At 63.5% G+C, this 26,527-nt stretch carries 21 protein-coding genes and 1 pseudogene; 10 read left to right on the top strand and 12 right to left on the bottom strand.

What is annotated here, in order from left to right:
- Nucleotides 1-448 precede the first annotated feature (448 nt).
- Entirely contained in the window at nucleotides 449-4,381 is a 3,933-nt protein-coding gene (locus MPN20_RS08700) for a phosphodiester glycosidase family protein (protein WP_242781230.1), read from the top strand.
- A 96-nt stretch (nucleotides 4,382-4,477) separates the two neighbouring features.
- Entirely contained in the window at nucleotides 4,478-5,464 is a 987-nt protein-coding gene (gene selD, locus MPN20_RS08695) for a selenide, water dikinase SelD (RefSeq protein ID WP_242781229.1), read from the top strand.
- 188 nt (nucleotides 5,465-5,652) lie between these two features.
- On the opposite strand, the gene nrfD is transcribed toward selD, so the two are convergent.
- The 6 genes and pseudogenes from nrfD to MPN20_RS08665 form a co-directional block, all read right to left on the bottom strand.
- The gene (gene nrfD / locus MPN20_RS08690) at nucleotides 5,653-6,852 is read right to left on the bottom strand and encodes an NrfD/PsrC family molybdoenzyme membrane anchor subunit (RefSeq protein WP_242781228.1); all 1,200 of its coding nucleotides are present in this window, start codon (nucleotides 6,850-6,852) and stop codon (nucleotides 5,653-5,655) included.
- Nucleotides 6,849-7,994 (bottom strand): 4Fe-4S dicluster domain-containing protein, encoded by a 1,146-nt coding sequence (locus tag MPN20_RS08685; RefSeq protein ID WP_242781224.1) that lies wholly within the window; start codon nucleotides 7,992-7,994, stop codon nucleotides 6,849-6,851. Before MPN20_RS08685 ends, nrfD begins: the two co-directional genes overlap by 4 nt.
- 392 nt (nucleotides 7,995-8,386) lie before the next feature.
- A pseudogene (fdnG, locus tag MPN20_RS08680) lies at nucleotides 8,387-11,554 on the bottom strand (formate dehydrogenase-N subunit alpha); the annotation flags it as partial.
- A 52-nt stretch (nucleotides 11,555-11,606) separates the two neighbouring features.
- Nucleotides 11,607-12,392: a class I SAM-dependent methyltransferase gene (locus MPN20_RS08675; RefSeq protein ID WP_242781222.1), complete on the bottom strand. Its 786-nt coding sequence runs from the start codon at nucleotides 12,390-12,392 to the stop codon at nucleotides 11,607-11,609.
- Nucleotides 12,389-12,835, bottom strand: a complete 447-nt coding sequence (locus tag MPN20_RS08670) for a thioredoxin family protein (protein WP_242781220.1) — start codon at nucleotides 12,833-12,835, stop codon at nucleotides 12,389-12,391. The genes MPN20_RS08675 and MPN20_RS08670 overlap by 4 nt, the downstream gene beginning before the upstream one ends.
- A 133-nt stretch (nucleotides 12,836-12,968) precedes the next feature.
- A complete protein-coding gene (locus MPN20_RS08665; RefSeq protein ID WP_242781218.1) occupies nucleotides 12,969-13,712 on the bottom strand; it encodes an ABC transporter permease in 744 nt (247 codons plus the stop codon).
- A gap of 642 nt (nucleotides 13,713-14,354) precedes the next feature.
- Here MPN20_RS08665 and MPN20_RS08660 point away from each other — a divergent pair.
- The 4 genes from MPN20_RS08660 to MPN20_RS17505 all read left to right on the top strand — a co-directional run bounded on the left by MPN20_RS08660 (nucleotide 14,355) and on the right by MPN20_RS17505 (nucleotide 16,906).
- Entirely contained in the window at nucleotides 14,355-14,558 is a 204-nt protein-coding gene (locus MPN20_RS08660; protein WP_242781216.1) for a cold-shock protein, read from the top strand.
- 330 nt (nucleotides 14,559-14,888) lie between these two features.
- Entirely contained in the window at nucleotides 14,889-15,518 is a 630-nt protein-coding gene (locus MPN20_RS08655; RefSeq protein WP_242781214.1) for an HAD family phosphatase, read from the top strand.
- A gap of 162 nt (nucleotides 15,519-15,680) precedes the next feature.
- Nucleotides 15,681-16,133, top strand: coding sequence for a M20/M25/M40 family metallo-hydrolase (locus MPN20_RS17510; RefSeq protein ID WP_347566812.1), 453 nt, complete (start codon nucleotides 15,681-15,683; stop codon nucleotides 16,131-16,133).
- Between the two features lie 8 nt (nucleotides 16,134-16,141).
- Nucleotides 16,142-16,906 (top strand): peptidase dimerization domain-containing protein, encoded by a 765-nt coding sequence (locus MPN20_RS17505; RefSeq protein ID WP_347566811.1) that lies wholly within the window; start codon nucleotides 16,142-16,144, stop codon nucleotides 16,904-16,906.
- A 42-nt stretch (nucleotides 16,907-16,948) separates the two neighbouring features.
- Here the strand turns inward: MPN20_RS17505 and MPN20_RS08645 are convergent, their stop codons facing one another.
- A complete protein-coding gene (locus MPN20_RS08645) occupies nucleotides 16,949-17,794 on the bottom strand; it encodes a MurR/RpiR family transcriptional regulator (protein ID WP_242781212.1) in 846 nt (281 codons plus the stop codon).
- Between the two features lie 110 nt (nucleotides 17,795-17,904).
- Here MPN20_RS08645 and MPN20_RS08640 point away from each other — a divergent pair, with 110 nt between their 5' ends.
- Both MPN20_RS08640 and MPN20_RS08635 read left to right on the top strand, forming a co-directional pair.
- Complete coding sequence (locus MPN20_RS08640; protein WP_242781210.1) at nucleotides 17,905-18,822, top strand: isoaspartyl peptidase/L-asparaginase; 918 nt, start codon at nucleotides 17,905-17,907, stop codon at nucleotides 18,820-18,822.
- A 64-nt stretch (nucleotides 18,823-18,886) separates the two neighbouring features.
- Nucleotides 18,887-20,443: an AbgT family transporter gene (locus MPN20_RS08635; RefSeq protein WP_242781202.1), complete on the top strand. Its 1,557-nt coding sequence runs from the start codon at nucleotides 18,887-18,889 to the stop codon at nucleotides 20,441-20,443.
- A gap of 141 nt (nucleotides 20,444-20,584) precedes the next feature.
- Here MPN20_RS08635 and MPN20_RS08630 read toward each other — a convergent pair whose 3' ends face one another.
- Both MPN20_RS08630 and MPN20_RS08625 read right to left on the bottom strand, forming a co-directional pair.
- The gene (locus MPN20_RS08630) at nucleotides 20,585-21,157 is read right to left on the bottom strand and encodes a sugar O-acetyltransferase (RefSeq protein WP_242781200.1); all 573 of its coding nucleotides are present in this window, start codon (nucleotides 21,155-21,157) and stop codon (nucleotides 20,585-20,587) included.
- A 117-nt stretch (nucleotides 21,158-21,274) separates the two neighbouring features.
- Nucleotides 21,275-21,778, bottom strand: a complete 504-nt coding sequence (locus tag MPN20_RS08625) for an SRPBCC family protein (RefSeq protein ID WP_242781198.1) — start codon at nucleotides 21,776-21,778, stop codon at nucleotides 21,275-21,277.
- Between the two features lie 61 nt (nucleotides 21,779-21,839).
- Between MPN20_RS08625 and MPN20_RS08620 the strand changes: the two genes are divergently transcribed.
- On the top strand, nucleotides 21,840-22,337 hold the full coding sequence (locus MPN20_RS08620; protein ID WP_278189775.1) for a GNAT family N-acetyltransferase: 498 nt from the start codon (nucleotides 21,840-21,842) through the stop codon (nucleotides 22,335-22,337).
- Between the two features lie 100 nt (nucleotides 22,338-22,437).
- Here MPN20_RS08620 and MPN20_RS08615 read toward each other — a convergent pair whose 3' ends face one another.
- The gene (locus MPN20_RS08615; RefSeq protein WP_242781194.1) at nucleotides 22,438-23,361 is read right to left on the bottom strand and encodes a LysR family transcriptional regulator; all 924 of its coding nucleotides are present in this window, start codon (nucleotides 23,359-23,361) and stop codon (nucleotides 22,438-22,440) included.
- Between the two features lie 107 nt (nucleotides 23,362-23,468).
- On the opposite strand from MPN20_RS08615, the gene MPN20_RS08610 reads away from it, so the two are divergent.
- Nucleotides 23,469-24,035 (top strand): GNAT family N-acetyltransferase, encoded by a 567-nt coding sequence (locus MPN20_RS08610; RefSeq protein WP_242781192.1) that lies wholly within the window; start codon nucleotides 23,469-23,471, stop codon nucleotides 24,033-24,035.
- A 112-nt stretch (nucleotides 24,036-24,147) separates the two neighbouring features.
- Here MPN20_RS08610 and dnaB read toward each other — a convergent pair whose 3' ends face one another.
- Together dnaB and MPN20_RS08600 are read right to left on the bottom strand one after the other, a co-directional pair.
- On the bottom strand, nucleotides 24,148-25,485 hold the full coding sequence (gene dnaB, locus MPN20_RS08605; RefSeq protein ID WP_242781190.1) for a replicative DNA helicase: 1,338 nt from the start codon (nucleotides 25,483-25,485) through the stop codon (nucleotides 24,148-24,150).
- A 330-nt stretch (nucleotides 25,486-25,815) separates the two neighbouring features.
- Nucleotides 25,816-26,430, bottom strand: coding sequence for a hypothetical protein (locus tag MPN20_RS08600; RefSeq protein ID WP_242781188.1), 615 nt, complete (start codon nucleotides 26,428-26,430; stop codon nucleotides 25,816-25,818).
- Between the last annotated feature and the right edge of the window lie 97 nt (nucleotides 26,431-26,527).

Raw genomic sequence — 26,527 nt, 5'->3', positions numbered from 1 at the left:
ACGGTTCGTCGGGATCTTCGGAATGCACCGTGATGACCGAGCAGCAGACAAGAAGCGTGTCAATGAGGGAGTTCACGGTCACCCCCATCTTCGGAAGTGATTGAACGACCACCCAGTGGAGACTCCAATCGTGTCCGATCCTACCTTCCGTTCATCTGCTGCAGCGATCGACTCCACCCGAGCTGACACGCATCGGCGAAGAGACCGACGATCCGTTCCTGCTCGCCGATGTCGAGGGTGCTGCGGGGTTCACACCTCATATGACGTGGCAGCATCGGCATCTCGCAGTGGTGACAGACGACAAGGTCGGTTGACAGAGAACTCGGCACTGTTTCCGCCTTCACTCTTATCGCCGAGTTCACTCAGGGTTCGCTCAGGATCTACTCAGGCGTTGTCACGGTCGCCCTAAGCTAGCCGGGTCTCCCACCCGTCTTTCCGGAAAGTCTCCATGCCTTCAAGCACTCTGCGTCCATCAAGTCGTACCGCGTTCACCAGGTCCTTCATTTTCGTTCTCGCCGTGGTCGCCGCTCTCGTCGCCCCGGGAACGATGGGTCCGGGAACGATGGGTGCGGGCGGACCTTTCGCCACCTCGGCGCCGGCGAATGCCGCACCGCCCAGCGATGAGGACCTGGGGAAGGACGGATCGGCCCTCCGGTCCTCACAGACGAAACGGGTCGCACCCGGGCTGGAGTTGACCAACTTCTCGCGTCTCGAAGACGGCGGCTGGAACAACGGGAATGTGCTCACCGCCGACCTCACCACCGACTCGCTCTCCCTCGACGTCCGCGACACCGGCACAGTCGCCGGACACGCCACGACGAGCGAGATCATGAAGGGCGGCCCGAATGGGTCGAAGGCCGTTGCCGCGGTCAACGGAACATTCTTCGACATCAACCACTCCTACGCTCCCATCTACACCTCGGTGAGCCGGGACGGAATGCGCATCGGCGCACAGGAAGCCAAGCCCGCGCTCACTCTCACCGATCAGAAGGCGGCCGTGAAGATGCTCTCGGCCGCGGGCACTCTGACCAGTGACGGCGAAGAGACGAAGCTCGTCGGACTGAACAACCCGAACCTGTCGAAGGATGCTATCGGCGTCTACAACGAAGCATGGGGCGACTACTCGCTCAACCGGCCCGTCGGTGGACCCGATGCCATGGCGAAGGAGATCGCCCGGGTCACCGTCGTCGACGGCACCGTCACCGAATCCTCCGGAATGATCGACGAGGCTGGGGATCCGGATGTGCCCGAGAACGGGCAGGTCCTCCTCGGACGCGACGCCGGTGCGAAGGCACTGGCCGAACTCGAGGTCGGCGACGAGGCGGAGATCGAAATCGGCCCCAACGAGGACATCGACCTGGGCATCGCGGGAAGCCACCAGTTCCTCAAGGACGGCGAAGTCCCCGACATGGGTAAGGACAGCCTGGCGACCACCGCTCATCCGCGCACAGCCGTGGGCATCAGCAAGGACGGTTCCGAACTGTTCGTGACCACCATCGACGGTCGCAGCGAATCATCGGGCGGAATGAGCCTGGAAGACATGGGCGAGTTCTTCTCCGATATCGGCGCCTACAACGCCGTCAACCTCGACGGCGGCGGATCGACTGCGATGCTGGCACGTGAGGCCGGGTCAGATGGGCCTGCACTGCAGAACGAGCCCTCCGACGGTGACGAGCGTTCGGTCGGCAATGCCCTTGTCTTCTACTCCGATGCGCCGGCACAGACCATCACCGACGCTCAGATCGAACCCGTCATCGAGGGTGAAGAGTCCGTGTTCAAGGGACTCCACCGCAGCGTCGAGGGCACGGCTCTGGGAGCGAACCTCGAACCGATCGCCGCCTCGGGCACCTTCTCCGCCGACGGAGGCGTCTCGGTCGCGGACTCGGATGAGGAGACCGCCCGCGTCACCGGCGACTCGACCGGGACCGGCAGAGTCTCCTACCAAGTCGACGGACACACGGCGCGACAGGATCTGCGCGTGCTGGGCGAGGCGATCGGCCTGCAGCCGAGCACCCGCGCGATCAACCTCGAGAAGACGGGCGCGAGCGAAAAGGTACGTGTCGAGGGCTTCGACTCCGAGGGCCGGCGCGCGCTCATCGAACCATCGGACATCGACGTCGAGGCCAGCGATGGACTCCAGGTCGAAGACGACGGAACGGGCGGTCTCGTCGTCAATGCGGCGGGCGAATCCCCCACAGGATCGGTCACACTCACCGTGGGCAAGGCGAAGACAACGATCCCGGTGACCGTCGGCACGGAATCGACTGAAGTGCTCGACTTCTCCGACCTCTCCGCGTTCACCGATGTCTCGGATCGCGCGACGGGCTCGTTCACACAGGGAGAGCCCACCGACGACGGCAAGCCGAGCATCGACCTCTCCTATGACTTCACCACCTCCTCGGCGACCAGAGGCTACTACCTCGTCCCGAAGGAACCGGTGCCGATCGAGGGCAACACCCTTGCCTTCGAGATGATGATCCGTGGCGACGGAACAGGGGCCTGGCCCCGACTCCAGGTCAAGTCGGCTGACGGGACGACAACGAACATCGACGGGGACCATCTCACCTTCGACGGCTGGCAGAAGGTGCGCTTCACCGTGCCCGCCGGTCTCTCACAGCCACTGACCCTCGAGCGGATCCGCATGATGGAGACCCGATCGGCGGAGAAGTACACGGGCGACATCTCGATCGCCGACCTGCGTGCGGTCTCCACGCCGCAGACCGATGACCCGAAGACTCAGGCCATCCACGATCCGGCCCTGCTGAGCACCGGCTCCGTCGCGGGCCGACCCCAGCAGGTGGCCGTGATGAGCGATGCCCAGTTCGTCGCCACGAATCCCGACTCAGAATCGGTCGAGGGCGCGCGGCGGACCCTGCGTGAGATCCGCAAGGCCGATCCGGATCTACTCGTCATCAACGGCGATTTCGTCGACGAGGCCTCGCCTGCCGACTTCGAACTCGCAGAGTCGATCATCAAGGAGGAGTGGACCGAGGACATTCCCTACGTCTACGTCCCCGGAAACCACGAGATCATGGGCGGCGAGATCGAGAACTTCGAATCCTTGTTCGGGTCACCGACGACGGCGAGAACCGTCGGACGCACGAAGGTGCTCACGTTGAATTCCTCGGCCGGGTCCCTGCACGGCAGCGACAGCGAGCAGCTTCGTGCACTTGAGGATGCCCTCGCCGAGGTGGATGAGAGTGATCATCTCACCGGCATCACCGTGTTCTTCCACCATCCCCCGCAGGATCCGCTGCCGTCGAAGTCGAGCCAGCTCGCTGACCGGCGCGAGGCCAAAGAGCTGGAGAAGAAGCTCGGCGAGTTCCGTGAGAGCAGCGGAAAATCTGCCGCTGTGATCAATGGGCATGTGGGTGCCTTCCACGGGTCCGCGGTCGAAGGAGTCTCGTACCTCATCAACGGCAACTCCGGGAAGAACCCGGCAGGTACGCCAGCCACCGGCGGATTCACCGGCTGGACGATGCTCGGCATCGATCCCGGCGTGGGCGAGGTCGGGAAGAACCCGAGCACCTCCGACCGTGTCGGTTGGATGGCCGCGGAGACGAAGCCGCACGTGGACTCCATCTCCGTTGACGCACCCTCATCGATGGTGGCAGGACAGTCGGCCGATATCGCTGCCGAGTTCACCCAGGGCGAGCGCACCGTTCCCGTGGGCTGGCCGGCCACGGCACAGTGGGGCGGTGACGGGGTCGTCGTCGATACCGGCGCCGAGGTGGATATGCAGAAGGCCACCGGCGTGAAGGTGCACGCCCAGACCGAAGGAACGTCCGCCCCCGAGGCGGCGTCCGATGTCGTCCGCATCAACCCGGCCACCGGCGAGATCACGGCCGAGAACCCCGGCACCGCGGTCGTCGAGGTGACCGTCAACGGTAAGACCGCGAAGACCACGGTCGAGGTCGCCGGAGACGAACCACCTCCGGCCCCGGGCGATGACGAGGGCGATGAGGACGCCAGCGCCGATGACGACGGAACCAATGCATCGTCTGACGGTTCGAACGACGACGGGGCTTCGGCAAGCTCAGATGATGGCACCTCGGCTGCATCGGACGACGGCAGTGACGATGCGAACGGTGCGGACACTGGAGCTTCTACCAGCGGTTCGGCCGACACCAAGTCATCCGACGCAGGCTCCGACGAGCCCGGCAACAAGGACCGCTCGCCGAATGGTGGATCGTCCACGAGCGGCGGCGCCAGTTCAGGGGCAGATTCGAGCGGTTCGTCCGACGGTGACGGAGATCTGCCGCGGACCGGCGGACCGGTGCTGCTGACGGCCGGCCTCGGCGCGCTGCTGGTCATCGGCGGACTCATCATCGCGAGGTTCGCCCGTGCCCGCAGTGCCGGCCGATCGGGGAACCAACCGTGACGTCGTCGAAGCTCCAGATCGGCGAGTTGAAGGCGCGCGGTTGAGGTCGAATGACCAGTTATGGCTCAGGTCTCACCTCGGTGTTAGTCTCACGGTATGACTGCCACTGAGGAACGTCTGACATCATTCGCCCACGGCGGAGGCTGTGCCTGCAAGATCCCGCCGGGCGAACTCGAGGAGGCCGTCAAGGGGCTGACCGGTCAGTCCGGCCCCGATGTCCTCGTCGGTCTCGACGACGGGGATGATGCCTCTGCCGTGCGGGTCCGCGATGATCTCGCGGTGCTCTCGACCGCTGACTTCTTCACTCCGGTCGTGGACGACGCTTATGACTGGGGGCGGATCGCGGCTGCGAACGCGCTCTCCGACATCTATGCGATGGGCGGGACCCCGATCACGGCGATCAACCTCGTCGGTTGGCCGCGGGAGAAACTGCCGATGGAGCTGCTGACCGAGGTGCTGCGCGGTGGCCTTGACGTCGCGGCCCAGGCCAACTGTCCCGTCGCTGGTGGGCATTCGATCGACGATCCCGAGCCTAAGTACGGCATGGCGGTGACCGGCATCGCCCATCCCGATGAGCTCATGCGCAATGACGCCGCCGAGGTGGGCCTGCCGTTGACGTTGACGAAGCCGATCGGTGTGGGAATCCTCAACAACCGACACAAGCAGACCGGTGAATACTTCGCCGAGGCGGTCGCGACGATGACCGAACTCAACCGTGATGCTGCACGTGCCGCGCTGGCCGCAGGCGTACGGGCGGCCACGGATGTCACCGGCTTCGGGCTGCTCGGGCACCTGTTCAAGATGTGCCGTGCTTCAGGCGTCGGAGCGGTCGTCGACGCGGCTGCGGTGCCTCGCCTCGGCGGCGTCGATGAGTCGATCGCTGCCGGTTACGTCTCAGGCGGAACTCGTCGCAATCTCGACTGGGTGCGCCCTAGCTTGACCGCCGACGATTCTGTGACCGAAGACGATCTGTTCCTCCTCGCGGACGCTCAGACGTCCGGCGGCCTGCTCATCGTCGGTGAGATCCCGGGACAGCCGATCATCGGCGAGATCGTCGTGGGTTCGGGCGTGCACGTGCGGTAAGAGCGTCACCGCGCCTGACCACGCACTGAGTCAGGTCACTCGCGGAACTTGGACGGCGTGACGTCCTCGTTGGCGAAGCGTCTGAATCCGCTCAAGAAATTCCAGTAGAAGAATCCCACGACGGGCGCCGCGAGCAATGTCTGCCACCACGAGAACATCTCGTTGCCCCATACCCGCCGAGCTGCCTCTTACACCCCGGTCGTGATCGAGTCGTCAACGATGCCGCGGGCGCGGCGCTCCGCGAGGCGCGCGTGCTGCGGTTCGACCACGTGACGTGGGTCCTTCGTCGATTCGATACCGGCTTCGAGGACTCCGAAGCGGGTATACGCCGAAGCGGCCGCAAGTGCCGCACCTGACACGACGGAAAGTGCACGCAGAGCTGTTCGAGTCTTCCAGCCGCCGCCAAGCTTCTTCGCGAAGACTCGCGCCCCCACCTCGGCGACAGCCGTGCCGATCGCACCAGCGATGAGCAGCTTCTCCGCGCGGTGGAGCTTGTGGCCGGGTTCGCCCTCTTCCATCGGATCCACCTCGGCCGGATGCATGCGCTTCTTCATCTGATCCATCGCGATCATCTCACCGGCAGCACCGCCGAGCGCGAACAGTCGCGCCGGTCCGGCCTCACGCACCGAGACCAGAGCCATCGCAGCTCCCCCAGCAGCCACTGCAGCCGAGGACACGAATACGTAGGAGAGGCCGTTGCGACCCGCGGCATTCCAGGTGGGAACCGCCGTATCGCCCAGGAGTGCTCCCGTATAGGCGGCCAACGGTGTCGCGAAGAGAGCTGATTCGAGCGCGGCAGGGGTCTCGAAAGCGTGCAGCACTGCCCGCAGCGGGCCCAGAGGCAGCAGCTTCTCGCCGGTCAGGCGGTCAACCTCGATCGCGGCCAGGATTCCCGAGCCGACCCCGAAGCCGGACAGAATCCAGGTGCCCATGCTCATCGGCGAACTGACTTTGAAGACACGCATCATGTTGAGGAAGCGCTCGGGTCGGCCGAGGTCGGCCACGAGTGCCGCTCCCCCAATGCCGGTCGCGGTGATCGCCGTGAATCGAGTGGCGATGCGCAGACCGGGACGATCACTGAACTGAGCGCCGAGTCCCAACAGACTCGAGCCTCCGGCCAGCCCGCCGAGAAACAGGTAGAGCGAGATCTCATCACCCCATGGCGGGGCCTTGACGATGGGCCGACCATAGTAGGAGGTGAACTCAACGTCTTCGACCATCGGCATCTCGCGGTTGCCGTCGGATCCACGGTTCTTCCACCCCTGACCACCCGGACCACCGCGGCCGGCGCCACGTCCGCCGGTACCGCCACGACCGCCTCGGCGACGTTTGCGGCGTCCGCTTTCCAGCTCCGGTGGACGGTAGGAATCGTATTCGGATGTGCTCAACGTCTGCTCCCGAGGAACGCGAGACCGGCAGCAGCGACCATTCCGAGTGCGGCCATGCCGGCTTTGGCATACATCTGCGGCAGGTCCTTCGTCGCAACGCGCGGATCTGGCGGCAGGCCGTAGACCTCGGGTTCATCGAGGATAAGGAAAACCGATCCTGTGCCGCCGACTCCGTCGTTCGGGTTGGCACCGTAGAGGCGAGCCTCGGTCAGTCCCTGCGAATGGAGCTGGGCGATGCGGGCGTGGGCCTTGTCGACCATGTCGTCGCGGTCGCCGAATTTGATCGATTCGGTCGGGCAGGTCTGCGCGCACGCCGGTTCCTGACCTTCGACGAGGCGGTCGTAGCAGAGCGTGCACTTGTTGGCCGTGTTCTTGTTCGGCACATCCATGTCCGCGGCCTTGCGGTCACGATCGGTCGGGGTGTTGATGGTGCCGTCGTCGCGGCGTTCGATGACCCCGAACGGGCAGCCGGCCACGCAGGTGCCGCAGCCGTTGCAGACATCGTTCTGGACGACGACCGTATCGAATTCGGTGCGGAACAGGGCGCCGGTGGGACAGACGTCGAGGCAGCCCGCATGGGTGCAGTGCTTGCACACGTCCGAGGACATGAGCCAGCGGAAGTCCGCAGTATCGGGCGGAGTCGTGTCGAGTTTGGCGATGTCCTCGGGGCTGCTCGGGTCCAAGGTGCCCGGAGCCAGGAGGTCGATTCCCATCGGAGGAGTCGAGGGCAGACCGTTCCCATCGGCGGCAATCCCCGTGGAACCGGATGCCGCCGCACCCAGAGCTCCGCCGAGCGGCTGTGCTCCGGCGCTCTCGTCCGGGCGCGGTCGGATCGCAGGCATTCCGAGGTTGACGAGCTTCCGTCCGGATTCGCGGGCGGCTTCAATCCGCTCGGTGTCCTGCTCGATGAAGGCAACGTGGCGCCAGGTGTTCGCGCCGAGGCTGCCCGTGTTGTCGTAGGAAGAGCCGAGGAGTTCGAAGGTCCCGTCCTGCGGGTTGTTGTTCCACTCCTTGCACGCGACCTCACAGGCTTTGCAGCCGATGCAGATGGACGTATCGGTGAAGAATCCCTTGCGATTGTGGCCTGAATCGTGCCAGTGCCCGTCCGCAACGGCGTCACTGTCGAGGGTCGATGCTGACATCAGTCCTCCTCCTCGTTTCCTCTATTGTCCACCGTATTCGTGTCAGCAGCCTCGTCATTCCGGCCACTGAAGTCACGTGCGCCCTCGCCGAGGTTGCCCTTCTGAGCACTGTCAGCATCCTTGCCGATGTAGCCGCGGTCCGGGTCCCCATTGGTCGGGTCCCCGTCGTCCGCACGATTCGCGCCCACGGTCTCGGTACTGTTCTCATCGATGGAATCGGTGGGTCGAAGATCGACACGACCCGAGCGATCGTCGGCACTGTCGGTCGCTTCGTCACCGAAGGTGCGCCCGGGGGTGACACCGACGGCCGAATCTCCGCCCCTATGCGGATGTCCACCCTTGCTGGCCTGCGACTCCGCGGCGTGGGACTCGGCGACCACCTCATCGGAGACCGTCACGAGCTGGTTGCCCGACTCTGGACTCAGTCCGGCTTCACGCTGGTACTTCTCGACGAAGTCGACAAGCTCAGGCCCGCGCGGACGCCTGCCCGGCATGATCGTTCCAGCCACGTACTTGCTGTTCTGGATGAATACGTTGGGATCCATCGTCACACCCAGCAGGTCGTTCGCGGAGTCACCCTCGACCGTGGCGTCGCCGCCGACGCCCCAGTGATAGGGCAGACCGATCTGGTGGATGGTCTTCCCGCCGATCGTCAGCGGCGTCATCCTCTTCGTCACGAGCACGCGGGCCTCGATGGCAGCGCGCGGGGAGACCAAGGTCGCCCAACCGTAGGGCTCAAGGCCCACCTCGGCGGCGAGCTCCGGCGAGATCTCGCAGAACATCTCCGGCTGCAGCTCCGAGAGGTACGGCAGCCAGCGCGACATGCCGCCCGCGGTGTGGTGTTCGGTCAGGCGGTAGGTCGTGAACACGTACGGGTAGACCTCGGAACCGGGGTTGCCGGCACCGGGCGCGGACAGGTTGTCCTCGCGTCGCATGACCAGGCGGGTCGGTGAGCTCTGCTGGTCGTAGAGCGGGTTCTTCACCGTCGATTCCTGCGGCTCGTAGTGCGTGGGCATCGGTCCGTCGACCATGCCGCTGGGGGCGAACAACCAGCCCTTGCCGTCGGCCTGCATGATGAAAGGATCATCGCCGTCGAGGTTCGCGGGACCACCGTGCGCCTGATTCGAGCGAGCCGAGGGTGCTCGGTCGATCGGGAAGTCGGGCACGTCTTTGCCCGTCCACTTGCCGGCTTCCTCGTCCCACCAGACGAATTTCTTGCGCTCCGACCAAGGTGTGCCGTCCGGTGCCGCCGAGGCTCGGTTGTATAGGATGCGACGGTTCGCCGGCCAGGCCCACGCCCATTCGGCAGCGGTCTCGTCCTGCTCGCTGCGCGGCTTGCGCCTCGCGGCCATGTTCTCGCCGCCGGCGTAGATGCCTGCGTAGATCCAGCAGCCGCCGGCGGTGGTGCCGTCGTCTGTCATCTGGTTGAAGTTGTCGAGAGGCTGGCCGTCCTTCTCGCCGCCGACGTAGTAGCCGTTGATCTCGGCGAGCACAGCCTCAGCGTCGACTTCGCCCTCATCATCGACCGGGTAGTCCCAGGTCATGTCGAGCAGCGGACGATCACGAGGGTCATCGGAGTCCTTCAGCTTCTCGCGCACACGCCGGCCGAGTTCGAAGAAGAAGTCGAGTTCGCTCTGCGCGTCGCCTGGAGCGTTGACGGCCTTGTGTCGCCACTGTACGAGGCGCTGCGTCTGAGTGAATGTGCCTGCCTTCTCCGTGTGGTTGGCGGCGGGCATGAAAAACATCTCGGTCTCGATGTCCTCGGTCTTAAGCTCTCCGGTGGCGATCTCCGGGCCATCCTTCCACCAGGTGGCGGATTCGATGAGGCGGAAGTCGCGGACGACCATCCACTTGAGGTGGCTCATCGCCATCCGCTGCATCCGGCCGTTCGCCGAACCCACGGCCGGGTTCTGGCCCAGCAGGAAGTAGCCGTCGACGCCGTCGTTGAGCATGCGCACCTGCGTCTGATAGGTGCCGTGGGCACCGTTGATCTTCGGCAGATAGTCGTAGGCGAAGTTGTTCTCCTTCGTCGCAGCGTCGCCCCACCAGGCCTTGAGCAGGTTGGTGGCATAACTGCGGCCGTTGGCCCAGAAGCCCTTGTGGGTCTCCGGCGTGCCGACGGCGGCAACGTAGTCTTCGAAGGTCTCGTGAACCCCGGCGCTGGGCATCGGCAGGTAGCCGGGCAGCAGGTTGAACAGGGTCGGAATGTCGGTCGAGCCCTGGATCGTGGCGTGCCCGCGCAGTGCCATGATGCCGCCGCCGGGGCGACCCATGTTGCCCAGCAGCAGTTGGAGGATCGAGGCGGTACGGATGAACTGGGCGCCCAGGGAGTGCTGGGTCCAGCCGACTGCGTAGGCGAAGCAGGTTGTGCGTTCGCGTCCGGAGTTCTGCGTCACCGATTCGACCAGATATTCGAAGTCGGCGGGCTTGATGCCGCAGTTCTCGGCCACCATCTCCGGGGTGTAGCGGGAGTAGTGGCGCTTGAGGATCTGGAACACCGACCGCGGGTCGCTCAGCGTCGGGTCGGTGAACGCAACCCCCGATTCGTCGGTCTGGTAGGACCAGGTCGAGTTGTCGTACGAGTTCGTCTCGGGATCGAATCCGGAGAACAGTCCGTCCAGGTCCTCCGTGTCCTCATAGTTCTCACTGATGAGGTTCGTCGCGTTCGTGTAGGCACGGACGTACTCGTCGAAGTGCAGGCCTTCGGAGAGGACACGGTTGATGAGCGCGCCCAGAAGCACGATGTCCGAGCCCGCCCTGATCGGGACGTGCTTATCGGCAATCGCGGTAGTGCGCGTGAAGCGAGGATCGACGTGGATGACGCGTGCACCCCGGGCCTTGGCCTCGGTCACCCACTGGAAGCCCACTGGATGGCACTCGGCCATGTTGGAGCCCTGGATGATGATGCAGTCGGCATTCGCCATATCCTGGACGGGTTGTGTGGCGCCGCCTCGCCCGAACGAGGTTCCCAAACTGGGAACCGTGGCGGAGTGTCAAATACGCGCCTGGTTCTCGATCTGTATCGCCCCGGCCGCGGTGTAGAGCTTCTTCGCGAGGTAGTTCTCCTCGTTGTCGATGGTCGCCCCGCCGAGGCTGGCGATCCCCATCGTGCGACGCAGGGGGTGCCCCTTGTCGTCGAAGTCCTCCCAGTGGTTGCGGCGGGCTTCGATGAAGCGATCGGCGACCATGTCGATCGCCGTATTCAGTTCGATCTTCTGCCAGTCCTTGGCCTTCGGCGCACGGTAGAGGACATCCGTGATGCGTCCGTTGGCGTTGACGAGCTGTTCGCTGGCCGCGCCCTTGGGGCACAGGCGTCCGCGTGAGATCGGCGAATCCGGGTCGCCTTCGATCTGAATGACCTTGTCGTCCTTGACGAAGATCTTCTGGCCGCAGCCCACGGCACAATATGGGCAGACCGACTGCACGACCTTGTCTGCTGTGGTGGTGCGCGCGGTGGTCTCTCGAGTTTTCTGAGACACCACTGACTCGCCGCGTCCGGAAGTATCGGACGAGCGGAACTGCCGGAGAACCGGCCACTCTAGAGGACTGAACCGCGCCATGGCTCAATCATAGCGAATTCCCAGGTCAGTGGACAGCTTCTGCGCCGAAATTTCAGCCGTCCGGGCGGACGGCCAAGAGTACGCTGTCGTCGAGTTCGGCGGGCAGACCGTCGGAGTCTTCGACCTGACGGGTGCGGTTCTCCCCGACTTCGATCGCCCAGTCCCCCAGATCTGCCTTCTGCAGCAGGGCGAAGTCGCTTTCCGGGCTGACCGGTTCGTGATGATGGGACAGGCCGTGGCCCAGCTCGTCATCGTGGCCGGCAGCCCACGGCGGCATGGCCGCGTGGGAGATGAGGAGGAGTCGTCCGCCGGGTCCGACCTGGGTCGCGACCCTGCTGACGAGTTCCGCGCGAGTATCGGGCAACCGGGTGTGGAGGAAGCATCCGACGACGAGGTCATAGCCGCCTCGGCGAGGATCGTCGGCTGACGGATTCCACGACGAGACATCTGCTGTCTCGAAGATCGCGGTGACGCCCCGCTCTGCTGCGACTGCGCGGGCACGGTCGATGGCGGTCTGCGACAGGTCGATTCCCGTCGCATCCCAGCCGTGCTGGGCCAGACAGACGACATCGGCGCCCTCACCGCAGCCGACGTCAAGGACGCGACCCGGGATGAGTCCTTCGACCGTGGCGACGAGCGCTGCGTTCGGGTTCCCCGACCAGATCGCGTCGCTGCCGGCGTAGCGCTCCTCCCAGGCCGCGACGGAGTCAGGGACTCCTGTCGCCGCGGCCTGGGCGTGAGACGCGGACTGGTCGCGAGAGGCAGCTTGGTCGTGAAACGAAGCGTGGTCCGGGGAGGCAACCTGGTCGTGAGACGGAACCTCACCCGAGGTGGTCACCGCGCGGAGTCGATCTCAGACTCGGCGGACGCCTCGGACTGAACGGACGCTTCTGCGTCGGCAGGTGCCTCTGCGTCGACGCCGGCTTCCTGCTTCGCCAGTTCAGCACGGACTTCGTCCATGTCGAGGCCCTTGACTGCGGTGATGACCTGCTCGAGCTGAGGTGCGGCGAGGGCACCGGGCTGGGCGAAGACGACGATCCCCTCGCGGAAGGCCACAAGAGTCGGGATCGAGGAGATCGCGAAGAGACCCGCGAGCTCCTGCTGAGCTTCGGTATCGACCTTGCCGAAGACCACGTCCGAGTACTGCTCGGAGGCCTCTTCATACACAGGGGCGAACTGCTTGCACGGCCCGCACCAGTCGGCCCAGAAGTCGAGCAGCAGGATGGAGCTGTCGTTGATGGTCGTTTCGAAGTTGTCTTTGGTGATTTCGATCGTAGACATCCGGGCAGTCTAGGCCCTGACCATGAACACTCTCTGGACAGGGGCACACAATTCATCTCCCGTGTCGGCTCTCGCGCCAGCTCGGGGGAAGCCTGTGTCGATACATCGCCGACGCAGAGGAGGAGCGCCGCGGCTATTCGGGGACCGGCAGTCTGGTGGCACCCGCGGCGATCTGCGTTCCCACCACGGCGGTGATGGCGCCCGCCAGAAGGAGTGCAGCGAGGACGACGATCTGGAACTGCGCAGCCTCGAGTGGGGACGCACCTCCGAACAGGGCGCCGACGAACGCACCGGGCAGAGTCACGAGGCCCGTGTTCTTCGTCTGGTCGAGATTGGGCAGGAGAGCTTCGCGGATCGAATCCTGCCGCAGGCGCGCCACGGCCTGTCGAGGTCGGGCGCCCAATGACAGCCATCCTTCGACCTCGCCCGTGCCGCTGCGCAGATTGGCGGCGAACTTCCGCATCGACAGAGTGGCGATCGTCATGCAGTTGCCGATGACGATGCCCGCCACAGCGATGACGCGTTCGAACTCCCGATCGACGAGGCCGAAGACCAGGACGATGGTGATCGTCACGATCGCCCCGATGATGACGGCCGCCACGGCTGCGATCGGGCCGCGCGAGAGTTCGCGGGCCCTGCGCAACGAGGTCACCGAAGCGGTGGTGAGCATGAGGGCCACGAATACGGCGACGCTCCACCAGGCACTCAGCGCACCCTGCAGCAGAAGGGCGACGAGCGCGAGTTGGATGAGCGCACGCACGATCGCGACGACCGGCAGCCACCCGAGCCCCACCTCGGCGAACCGGAGCACGAGCACGGCGATACCAACGATGACGGCGATGCCGAGGAGGAACGGCAGGAGCTCGGGAATCGACACGATGTCAGTGTAGGCCGCAGTCGGGCCGCTCAAGGGTCGAAATCGGGGTGGCATGCTGCGGAATCCCGGTTCGTCACGCGGATTCGACAACGCCCACGGGACAACAGATCCTGCCGTTCTGTGAGTGGAATCCAACCGGCATCCGGTCCGGTCAGGGAAAATATGCGAAACTCCTGGCACCGAAGCGTCGAAACCTCTGTTAGAGTTGAGTTGTTCCCGTACGAAACTGTGCGGAACGCATGGAGATGTAAGCGTAGGTAGATTCGCTGATCACCGTGTTGTTGACAAGTTGGCGCGTGTCTACCGTCCGTGCCTCTCATAAATTTTCAGTTCAGCCGTTCTTCGGCTTCCGTCCAGCACCATCGGGTGCGTTATCGAGACCGTACTTCCCAGCTTTCGCCTGAGATCAGGATTCCTCACTTCAGATCGATTTCCGGGACACCGGTCTCACCAAAATTTTTCGTCGGACCCGTGCACTCTGCATGGATCATCCGCCGAGAAGTCACACTGGCAAGTGACCGAGCAGTCGACATCGTCGATCGCCTCGAGTCTCCGAAGGTGTGAACAGCCGGACTCCACAATGGGGTTCGACCATCCAGATCGCTTCGCCGATCACCAGTTTAAAATAAGGATACAAAGATTATGGCTACAGGTACCGTGAAATGGTTCAACGCAGAAAAAGGTTTCGGATTCATCCAGCCTGACGATGGTTCAGCAGATGTCTTCACCCACTTCTCTGCCATCGAATCGACCGGCTACCGCGAACTCACCGAAGGTCAGAACGTAGAGTTCGACTCGGAAATGGGTTCCAAGGGCCTCCAGGCCACCAGCGTTCGCCCCCTCTGAGACTTCCGTAACTCTCCGGACTCGGCCGGATCGCGATTGATTCGTCAATAGCGAGCACCTGTCGGGAACGAAGTTGCATTTAGTTACACCAAAAGCGTGTGTTCACGCTTGGAGCTTGTGTTCTCACCTGCTCCGAGCGAGACCACACGCTTTTCGGCATTCACAGACGGTTTCTCGGGACTCGGCCAGCTTCTCGGACTTCTCGGTCTTCCCTGTCTTCCCGGACTTCTCGGCCTCTGACGGAGTCACACCACTCGTCGGGTCTGGTGCAGTCGAACAGTCTGTAGTGTGGGAAGCCAGGATCGATTCTTCTCTCCAGGCGGTGCCGCAATGACCCAGACCCACGACGATATGCCTCCCACCACGGTCGTCTTCGACCTGGGAAACGTCCTCATCGGCTGGGATCAGACAGGTCCACTCGCCGATCGGATGAGCCGGGAGGAATGGATTCAGTTCGCCGCCGAGGCGGATTTCGCTTCCCTGAACACCGAATCCGACCGTGGGGTGCCGGTCAAAGACATCATCGCTCGGGCCTCGCAGAACGATCCCCGTCACGGCGAGATCATCGCTGCCTACTACGACCGCTTCGACCTGTCGCTGACCGGTCCGATCGAGGGGATGGCCCAGCTCGTCGGTGAGCTCAAGGCTGCGGACATCAGACTTCTGGGGCTTTCGAACTGGTCGGCGGAGACCTTCCACCACGCACCAAAGGTTGCACCGGCGATCGATGAGCTCGAGGACGTCGTGGTGTCCGGGCGGGAAGGCCTCGTCAAACCCAACCCTGCGATATTCCGTGTCCTCAGCGAGCGCTTCGACCTCGATCCCCGGCAGACGGTCTTCGTCGACGACCTGCCGACGAACATCGACGCGGCGAAGAGACTCGGCTTCATCGGCGTGGTCTTCACTGATGCCACGGCACTGCGCAATGACCTGGTGTCGCTCGGGCTCCTCGCATCCTGACTGTCTCAGACACACTCCCCCCTCACGATAGAGCGGTCACGATAGCCTCAATCGCAGAGGACTGAGGTTCGTCTGAGTACGCAGGACGCATTGGCCGGGCCCTGCTACCGTGGCAAAAGGGACCGGACTGTTCCGATCCGCCGTCGACGATGAGGAGATGTGATGACTGACATCAAGTTCCTGAACGAGATCGATTCCCAGCTGGACTGGCAGCGCGATCTCTACAAGGACTTCCATCGCGAGCCCGAGCTCGGTCTCGCGGAGCATAAGACCGCGGACCGCATCGAATCGGAACTGAAGGAGATGGGCCTCAAGGCCACGCGCGTCTCGGAGACCGGTCTCGTGGCGGTCCTTGAGAACGGGGACGGTCCGACCGTTCTCGCCCGGGCGGATATCGACGCCCTCCCTGTCACTGAGGACACCGGTCTCGACTACTCCTCGACCGTCGACGGGGTCATGCACGCTTGCGGCCACGACATGCACATCGTCGCCCTGTTGGGCGCAGTCCGGCTCATGAATGACAACCGGGACTCCTGGTCGGGGACCTACATCGCGCTGTTCCAACCCTCAGAGGAGAACGCCGCCGGTGCCAAGGCGAGATCGACGATGGTCTGACGTCGAAGGTGCCCAAGCCCGAGATCGCGTTCGCTCAGCACGTCATGCCGCTGCCGACGGGAACGGTCAACACGAAAGCCGGACCGGTGCTCTCGGCGGGCGACTCTGTGAAGATCACGGTGCATGGGCGCGGAGCCCACGGTTCGATGCCGCACCTGTCCGTCGACCCCGTGGTGCTCGCCGCGTCGATCGTCCTGCGTCTGCAGACGATCGTCTCCCGTGAGACCGACCCCGGCGAGTTCGCCGTCGTCACGGTCGGTGCCTCGAACTCGGGGTCGAAGTCGAACATCATCCCGGATCGGGCCGAGCTCCTACTTAACCTGCGCACCTACAACATGGGTGTCCGTGACCGGATCATCGCCTCGATCGAACGGATCGTCAGAGGCGAGTGCGAGGCCGCGGGATCCCCGAAGGAGCCGACGTTCGAGTACTACGATCAGTTCCCGCTGACAGACAACGACGCGGAAGCGAATGAGGCGGTCACGACAGCGTTCGCTGACTATTTCGACGACGGAGTCGTCCAGCCGGCCAGCCCGGCCACTGCATCGGAGGACTTCAGTGAGATTCCCGATGCCTTCGGCGTCCCCTACGTGTACTGGATGGTGGGATGCGCTGATGCGGACAGATACCGGGAGGCAGAGAAGGCGGGAACCATCAACTCGGACATCCCTGCCAACCACGCACCGAACTTCGCTCCGGTCATCGACCCCACCCTCGAACTGGCCACCAAGGCGCAGGTCGTCGCGGCACTGTCGCGGCTGGGCAAAAAGTAGGCCTGGCTCCGCCTCGTCAGACCGCCTCGTCAGACCGCCGCGTCAGGACCTGCTGTCGCCCGCCTGCCGAAGTGCTTCCAGGTCGCGCAGACGATCCACCGCGCCATCGATCCGGGTTGCTGCCTGATGAACGACCGCCTCGGCGAGAGCCAGACAGCCGACCTGACTGTCGAAGAACGTGACATCGACGTCGGCCTGAAGAACGATGTCGGCAATGCCGGCAATCGGTGAGAGCCATTGATCGGTGATGAGCGCGACCGAGGCGGAACGCTTCTTAGCCACGCTCGCAGCTTCGAACAGCGGCTGCTGATAGCGACGCACGTCGAACACCAACAGGAGATCCCGTCTGCGCAGGTCAGCCACATACGGCAGATCCCGCCCCTGGGGATCTTCCAGGAAGACGACGCCCGATCTCACCTTGGCCAGTTGAAGCTGAGTCAGCCGGCCGACCAGGCCGCTGTAGTGGCCACCGGCAACGACGACCCTGTTCGAGGTTGTGGCAAGCAGATCGACGAGGTGGTCGACCTCTGATTGCGGGGCTCGTTGGAATGTCTGGGTGATCAGCCGAGCGCGATCTGCCCCTCCTGCCCTGAATCCACTCGGCTCCTCGTCCCGGGCCGTCTCCTCTACCGCTCGCGCCAACGGGCTCGCGTTGCGTTTAGTGAGTTCGGAACGCAGCTGACTCTGCATGTCGATGAAGCTGTCGAAGCCCAGATGGGCGCAGAAGCGCATCACCGTCGCCGAACTCGAATTGGCCACAGCCGCCAGGGAAGCCGTCGTCTCCAAACCCGCGCTCGGATAGTCGGCCAACAGGGCACGCGCGATCCGCCTCTCTGCGGGGCTGAGCATTTCGAGCCTGGACGTGATGCTCTCGGCAACCGTAGACAATTCCGACTCCTCGATTTAATGAAATATTCATTCCAAGTGTGACGTATATTGCAGAAATGGGACAGTTATGACAAGCTGACTTCGCTCAGAACTACCGAGGGAGACCCTGAATGCCTGAAACCATCGTAGAGTCGTTCGGCGAGGGAGCCGAGCCGCTTCTCATCGTCCACGGAGGAGCTGGCCATCGGTCCACTCCGTTGACTCAGGAAGATATCGACAGCGCGCACGCTGCTCTGCACACGGTGATCACAGCCGGACATTCGGTGTTGAAGAACGGTGGCACCGCCGTCGACGCCGTGGTCGCTGCCGTGCGTGAGCTTGAGGACGCGCCGAATTTCAACGCTGGCCACGGGGCGGCGCTGACTTCGGCGGGCACCGCGGAACTCGATGCTTCGATCATGGACGGGGCAGGAAACTCCGGCGCAGTCACCGGCGTGACCACAGTAAGAAATCCGGTCACCGGCGCCCGCGCAGTCATGGACCAGTCCGAGCATGTGCTGTTCGGGGCACCCACAGATAGTCAGTTGGCCACGTGGGGAGTCGAAACTGCTGAGCAGGACTACTTCATCACCGACAAACGCCGCGTAGAGCTCGAGAACTTCCAGAAGGCGCCGAATCCCGTATTCCAGCACGGCACCGTGGGCGCTGTTGCCCGTGATGCTTCAGGCCATGTGGCTGCGGCTACGTCCACCGGCGGAATCGTCAATCAGGAGCCAGGGCGCATCGGAGACACACCGCTGGTGGGCGGCGGCACCTTCGCCAACGATCAGACCGTCGCCGTCTCGTGCACCGGCACTGGAGAGGTGTTTATCACCGAGGTGGCAGCGCACAGTGTCCACGCACGCGTTGATCTCGCCGGTGAGGATCCCGCGACTGCCACCGGGCAGGTATTGGACCGGATTGCCGAACGAGGTGGAATGGGCGGAATCATCGTCGTCCCGGCTGTGGGTGCCGGCATAGCGGCATACAACAGCGGCGACATGTACTACGGCTCAGCCAGCAGCACGGGCCTGAGCACTCACGTCTGACACCCGCATCTGAGCAGCTACCGTCTTTGATTTCTCAACACCAAGACTCATACAGGAGAGCATCATGTCGACTGTCACGCCGACGAAACCGCAGAAGCAAGGCCGTTTTTCAGCCGGAGTGCTGAAGGTCCTTGAGGCCGTCGACCGGGCAGGGAACAAACTTCCGCATCCCTTCTGGATCTTCGTTGGTCTCGCGGTCGTCGTCGCACTGCTCAGTGCGGTGTTCTCCCGTATTGGGCTCTCATCGGTCAATCCCACCGACGGTAAGACTGTTGCGGTCAAGAGCCTCCTCTCCGTCGACGGCGTGCAGATGATGCTCAACGACGCGATCGAGAACTTCGTGAACTTCCCGCCGCTGGGTCTCATCGTCGTCGTGGCTTTGGGCGTGTCCATCGCCGACGCCACCGGCCTGCTGCCCTCGCTGATGCGTGGAATGCTGTCCCAGGTCAATCCACGCTATGTCACGTTCACGATCGCGATCACAGCCATGGCCGCTCAAGTCGCCGGTGATGCGGCGTTCGCCGTGATGATCCCGCTGGCCATGATCGCCTACCGTGCTGTGGGACGCAGCCCGATCATCGGCGCAGTCGTCGCCTACGTGTCTGTGGGCGGAGCGAGCAGTATCGGTCTGATCCCCACCGGGTCCGATGCGGTCTTCGCCGGACTGTCGACTGCCGCTGCGCACACGATCGACCCCAGCTACTCAGTCAATCCGTTGTCGAACTACTACTTCTCCGCCTCCTCGTCCATTGTGCTGGCACTGTCGATCACCATGGTCGTCGAACTGGTCGTCGCAAAGCGAGTGGCGGCGCTCGAAGCAGCCGAACCGTCGATCGACGCCGAACCGCTGCCGGACATGAAGCTTCAGCAGTCGGAGCGACGCGGAATGGTCGGCGCCGGCATCGCAACCCTCGTCTTCTTCGCCCTGCTCGTGCTGGCTGTCCTTCCTGCCGGTTCGCCCCTGCGTGGAGAGAACGGCAGCGTCCTCGATTCGCCGCTAATGAATAACATCGCCGTCATCATGATGCTGTTCTTCGCCATCGTCGGAATCGTCTACGGCGTCATCCACGGGTCGATCAAGAAGTTCAGCGACATCCCAGATCTGATGGCACCAGGAGTCGCAGCATTGGTACCGGTGATCGTCCTGTTCTTCGCCGCGTCCCAGTTCCTCGCCTATTTCAAGTGGACGAACATCGGTCAGGTCATCGCCATCGAAGGAGCCGGAGCCCTCGATCGCTTGGGTGCGTCACCGATCGTCGTCTTCGTCGCCGCGGTTCTCTTCATCAGCTGTCTCAATCTGGTTCTGACCTCAGGATCGGCCATGTATGCGTTCGTGGCACCGGTCCTGGTTCCCATGCTCATGCTGCTCGACATCCAGCCCGAGACGACTCAGGCCATGTTCCGCATCGCGGACGCGCCCACCAACAGCCTCACACCGATGAGCCCCTACTTCGTGCTCGCCCTGGGCTTCATCCGACAGCATCGACCGAACGCCGGCGTCGGCACGCTCATGTCGCTTGTGCTGCCGATTGCACTGGTGAATCTGATCGTCTGGCTCGTTCTGTTCATCGCGTGGTACCTGATCGGGCTTCCGCTGGGTCCAGGAGTCGCGGCCAGGTAATCCACCAGCATCGCGACAGAAACACCACCGGGCTCAGCCCCTCTTGGAGCCGGCACCATACGCCGCGAGCCTGCAGAGTCAGTGATCAGCGGTCAGCGGTCAGCGGTCAGTGGTCAGTGGTCAGTGGTCAGTGGTCAGTGGTCAGTGGTCAGTGACCGACCGCACCACGCGCGCTGGCGAGCCGACGACGATCGATCCTGCCGGGACGTCTTTGGTCACGACTGAAGCGGCCGCGACCACGGAGTCATCACCGATCGTTACCCCGGCGAGGACGGTCACGTTCGAACCGATCCAGACGTTGCGGCCGATGGTGATGGGCGCAGGGTGCATATCGGCCCGACGATCAGGTGCGATGTCGTGATTGAGCGTCGCCATGACGGTGTTGTGACCGATGAGGCTGTCGTCGCCGATCGTGATCCCGCCCTGGTCTTGGAAGCTGCATCCGGAATTGATGAAGACCCTCTCACCCAGTCTGGTGTTCTTCCCGAAGTCAGTGTGGAAGGGTGGGAACATCGTCACCGTCTCGGCCACTTGTCGGCCCGTCAGCTGAGTCAGGAGCTCCCTGACCTCGGCGGGCTCGTGGTAGCGACCGTTGAGTTCTGCGGTGATGCGCAGCGCTTCCTGGCTGCTGCGGTGCATCACCTCGTGCAGCGGCGAACCGCCGTCGATCGTCTCGCCGGCGTTGAGCGCTTCGAGCAGGTCGTTGAGTTCCATAGTGTCCATCCTTTCGTGTTTCTCGCAATTCTGTACTCTCGGGTGGAATCGTGCTCACCGATTGAGCACGACTTTGATTGCCTCACGCCTCTCCATTGCGGCTTCCCAGAGTCCTATTCAGCTCGTCAGTTCGAACTCGTCCTTCATCGTGGTCAGAGTCCAGTGGATGTTGCGTCGCTGGAAATCTGCGAAGCTGCTGCCGCCGGTGAGCACACGGTCGATGATTGCCGCGACCCAGTCGGGCCAAGCTGAGCGGTCGTCGTTCCAGGTTTCGGTGATGCGAGTGCGCCCGCCAACGTCCTCGAAATCGTAGACCCAGGTGGCGATGTCTGCGCTGATCACAGGCGATCCCGCTCCGATCCTGCGCACCTGGAAGGCAAATCGCCGGCCCGGCTCGGAGGCGGTGACGACACACTCGGTGACCCACTGTGCCCGGCTACGATGGTTGCTGCCCTCGAAGACTTCGCCCACCTGCAGAGGGCGGGACTCCGCAGGAGTGTGAGCGCCAATGTTCTCAGGACTCCAACGAGGCATCTGTGTCGGATCGGCCACCTGCGCCCACAGAGTGTCCGCATCGACATTGATGATCATGCTGTCGCTGACCTGCGCAGTGCGTTTCATCGAGTTCCCTTCGTCGGTTGAGTCCAGCCTAGTGGTGCAGTTGAAGCGTAGTCTGACTCCCATGCTTCCCAACGCGACACCCCGCCTGAGATTTCGTGAGATGTCACCGGATGATCTCGACGATATGGCGAACCTCCTCGGCGATCCCCAAGTCATGGAGTACTACCCGCGTCCCAAGGACCGGCCTGAGGCCGCTGGTTGGATCGACTGGAATCTGCGCAGCTACGCCGACCACGGTCATGGACTCTGGATCATCACGACTCACGATGGTGACTTCCTCGGCGACTGCGGCCTGACCTGGCAGACGGTCGATGACACGCCTACCCTGGAGCTCGGATACCACGTGAAGTCCTCGGCTCAGAAGTTCGGCTATGCCACCGAGGCGGCCGTTGCCTGTCGCGAATACGCCAGTTCGCATTCACTGGCATCCCATTTGGTCTCGATCATCCACCGGGACAACAGAGCCTCCCAGCGCGTGGCTGAGAAGGTCGGCATGAAACTCGATCGAACACTGCGCCACGCATCGCCGGTCCACGTCGTCTTTGCCATGGACCTGTGAAGATACGAGCTCCACAGCATCTGGGGTTGACCCGAGAGATCACGCTGATCGTACGTGCGCTCCGAGGTCGGATCGTCAGTGAGCGATACGTTCGTCCTGTCTATGAACGCGACGACACTGGTTGAGTACCACGCTGACCCAACAGAGCCTTTTTATGAGCGACCGTCTGGTCACGCAGGGCCTGGACGACAGCAGCGACGGCGGGGCGGCGCATCGAATCGGGCCGCAGCACCATCCAGTAGGGCAGCCTCTCGGACAGGGACTCCGGGAGCAGCCGAACCAGGTCGGAATGCAGGTCACCCATGAAACAGGGCAGGAAGCCGATTCCCGCACCAGCACGGGTGGCTTCCACGTGAATGAACACATTGGTCGACGACAGTCCGTCCTTCATCGTCGGGACCAATCGGCGCGGAGCGTCGAGGTCGTCGACTTGAAGCATGGAATCCACGAAGTACACCAGACGATGTTCGACGATCTCCTCGACCGTGGTCGGAGTTCCGTGCTCGGCCAGATAGTCCTCTGAGGCGTACATTCCCAGTTCGTAGTCACCGAGCTTGAATGCCTCCGCGCGATGGACTTGAGGTTCACCCACAACGACTTCGATATCCAAGCCCGAACGCTGCTGCAGAGCCTGACGCGTGACGGTCACGATCTCCACGCTCAACCCGGGGTGCTGACGCCGCAGTTTGGTCACGGCGGGCGCGGCCACATAGGCACTGAAACCGTCGGTGGCCGTCATCCGGACCACTCCGGTGATCGGGTCCGGGGCACGGCCAGAGTCGCCGAGGCGGTGCACCGCATCTTCGACCTGTTCGGCCACCCGCACGGCCTCCGCACCCAATTCGGTGAGCTCCCAGCCGCCGGCCGCCCGCGACAGAACGCGTCCGCCGAGAGCCTTCTCCAAGGCCGCGATTCGGCGCGAGATAGTCGTGTGGTTGAGTCCGAGGGTCGCCGCTGCCGTCGTGAACTTGGCCGACCGGGAGACGGTGAGCAGCACCAGAAGGTCGTTGGGCGTCGTGTCCATATCTGCGATATTACGCACCACTACTGCGTTTTGTGCCACTTATTCACAGATCGTGTGCACAGGCGCTCATGTGGACTGCATCGACGCGATAAGGGCACAGTAGGCACATGGCCACACTCGCGCTGCCCTTCACCCGTGCCCAATCCGAGCGGATACTCCTGCGAAAAGCGATGCCCGAGGATCTCGACGCCTATGTCGAGATGTCTGCAGACGCCGAAGTTCGCCGCTACCTCGGTGGCCCGGTATCGGCTGAACAGCTGCGCGCGCACATCGAGACCCGCGGAATCACATCTGTCACCGAGGACCCTGGAGCTTTCGTCATCGTTGAGCAGTCGACAGGGGCACTGCTCGGCACACTCATGCTCGAACGGCGTCCTGCCCATCGCCCCGGTCATGTCGAACCGAACGCCGAGGAGTTGGAGCTGTCCTACCTGCTGCGACGCCAGTCATGGGGACAGGGACTGGCGAGTGAAGCAGCATCTCTGCTCCTGCGAACCGCGGCCACGCAGCTTCGGGATCAGACAGTTCTCGTCGTCACGCAGACCGCGAATGCGGCGTCCATCGCTCTCGCACGGCGACTCGGCTTCGAGTACGTGTCCACGTTCACCGAGTTCAACGCGAAGCAATGGCTCGGGGCTGGTCGACTCCACAGACTCGGCGCGGCTGAGAACTGAAGGCGAGGTACTGCCTCCTCCAAAATGGACTATCGGTCTAGGCAGGCGGCGACGTCAGCACCACATTCGGCGCTGTGGACGAGCAAATCACATCTCTACAACAGGTGCACCCCTATTGCGGCATGTTGACGAACCGGGACTTCGCGCCCTGGAATGCCACGGAGATGTCAGCGGTCGGACCGGCACGGTGCTTGGCGACGATGATGTCGGCCTCTCCGGCGCGCTCGTGCTCTTTGTCGTACATATCGTCACGGTGGATGAGCAGAACCATGTCGGCATCCTGCTCAATCGAACCGGACTCACGCAGGTCGGAGATCATCGGCCGCTTGTCCGTTCTCTGCTCACTGCCACGGTTGAGCTGCGAGAGCGCGATGACCGGGACTTCGAGCTCTTTGGCCAACAGCTTGAGCGAACGGGAGAACTCCGAGACCTCCTGCTGGCGTGATTCGACGCGTTTGCCTGAGCTCATCAGCTGCAGGTAGTCGACGCACACCATCTTCAGATCGTGCTGCTGCTTGAGACGGCGGCACTTCGCACGGATCTCGGTCAGAGCCATGTTCGGCGAATCGTCGACGTAGAGCGGCGCATCGTTGATGCGGGCCTCCGTGGCGGCCAGAGTCGTCCAGTCGTGGGGACTCAGCTCGCCGCGGCGAAGGTTCTGCAGAGGAATCTCGGATTCCGCCGACAGCAGACGCATGACGAGTTCGTTCTTTCCCATCTCCAAGGAGAAGAACACAGCGGCCTGACCGTGGTGGATCGCCGCTGAGCGCATGAAGTCCAACGCCAAGGTGGACTTGCCGACACCGGGACGAGCCGCGATGACGATCATCGTGCCCGGATGGAGACCGTTGGTGAGCTGGTCGAATTCGGTGAATCCGGTCGGCACACCGGCAGTCATGCCATCGGTGTCGCCGTTGCGCTCGATCTCCTGGGCGACCTCGCCGAGGATGTCGGAGAGGATCACATAATCCTCAGTGGTGTGGCGCTCGGTGACCTGATAGATCTCCGCCTGCGCCGAGTTGACGACCTCGTCGGTGTCACCCTCCGCGTCATAGCCCATCTGCACGATGCGGGTGCCGGCCTCGACGAGGCGACGCAGGACCGCCTGCTCGCGCACGATCGCAGCATAGTAGCCGGCATTCGCGGCCGTCGGAACAGAGGAGATCAGTGTGTGCAGATAGGCCGCGCCGCCGACCCGCGACAGGTCACCGGTCTTCGTGAGGTAGTTGGCTACGGTCACGGAGTCCGCTGGTTCACCCCGCGAGTACAGATCGAGGACAGCCTCGTAGATGGTCTCGTGAGCAGGTTTGTAGAAGTCGTCACCGGCCATGGACTCGACGCAGTCGGCGATCGCATCCTTGGACAGAAGCATCGCACCAAGGACGCTCTGCTCCGCCTCGACGTCCTGCGGCGGGGTCCTCAGCCCGTCAAACCCCTGATTGTTGCTCACTTGTCTTCCTCTTCCTCGCACCCTGACTGACTCGCCGAGCCCGGTCGGGCCCGCTCCGTCAAGCGTCAGGACCAGCCTTGAACGCCCTCCAACTGTACCCGGATCGAAACGACGCAGATGCCGTCGAACCCGGACCCGCCTCGGCGAGGGAATCCGACTGTGAGCAGACGCTCACGTCGGACCCCGCACGAAGGGCGCCCGTTGCAGTCCCGCCAGCGGCGGTCCCGATCTGATGACGACGATACCCAGGACCACTGACGTGAGAATGGTGAGGAATGCCATCGGGCCCAGCACGTGGGCGTCCCACGCGCTGGGCCCGAGAACCCGATTTCACACCGAGGCGGTCACCACGGTGACGCGACGCACCAGCGGGCGGGTGAACTGGAGCCCCACCCACACCATGGCGATGCCGCCCACCAGCACCGATGCGACGACGGCGATGGTCATCGGATCACCGAGGTCGCCGGCCGAGGCCATCAGCGCGGCGAGCATTCCGCCCAGCACCAGGGAGACGAGTGTGACAAGGATGATGGGTGACATGACAGCGTTGACGGTGACCCGGTGCATCATCGACTGCGTCATGCCCGCCGAATGCAGCTCCCGGTAGGTCGAGGTGCGGTCGAGGATGTCCGCAGCCTGGTTGATCGTCGCGGAGATGATGATGAAGACGAACGCGATCGCCAGCGTCAGGATCAGTCCCGTGAAGATGTCATCGGCCGTGTACTGGAACGGGCCCATGACGGCCTTCTCCTCAGCACTCATCTCGCCCTGATCTCCCTGCATCATCGCCGTGCCAGCGCCGCCGACGACTGCAATGAAGGTGATCATGGCGAGCCCAGCGACCCGGCGCCAGTACTGTGCAGGTGCGTCAGCGATCATTCCCGCCGCCATCACCGAGGTGGGTCTGCGGGCGATGCGCGAACTGATCCACGCGTGGATGCGCATTACGGGCTCTTCATAAATAGGGCTGTAGGAGCCTACTCATTCCGCCAGCGTGGAGCAGTGATCGGATGAGGTAGTTGCTCCGGTTACGGAATCCCAA

Source organism: Brevibacterium sp. ZH18 (assembly GCF_022748595.1).
In the GTDB taxonomy this organism is placed as follows: Bacteria; Actinomycetota; Actinomycetes; order Actinomycetales; family Brevibacteriaceae; genus Brevibacterium.
This window is presented reverse-complemented; position numbering and strand designations above follow the sequence as displayed.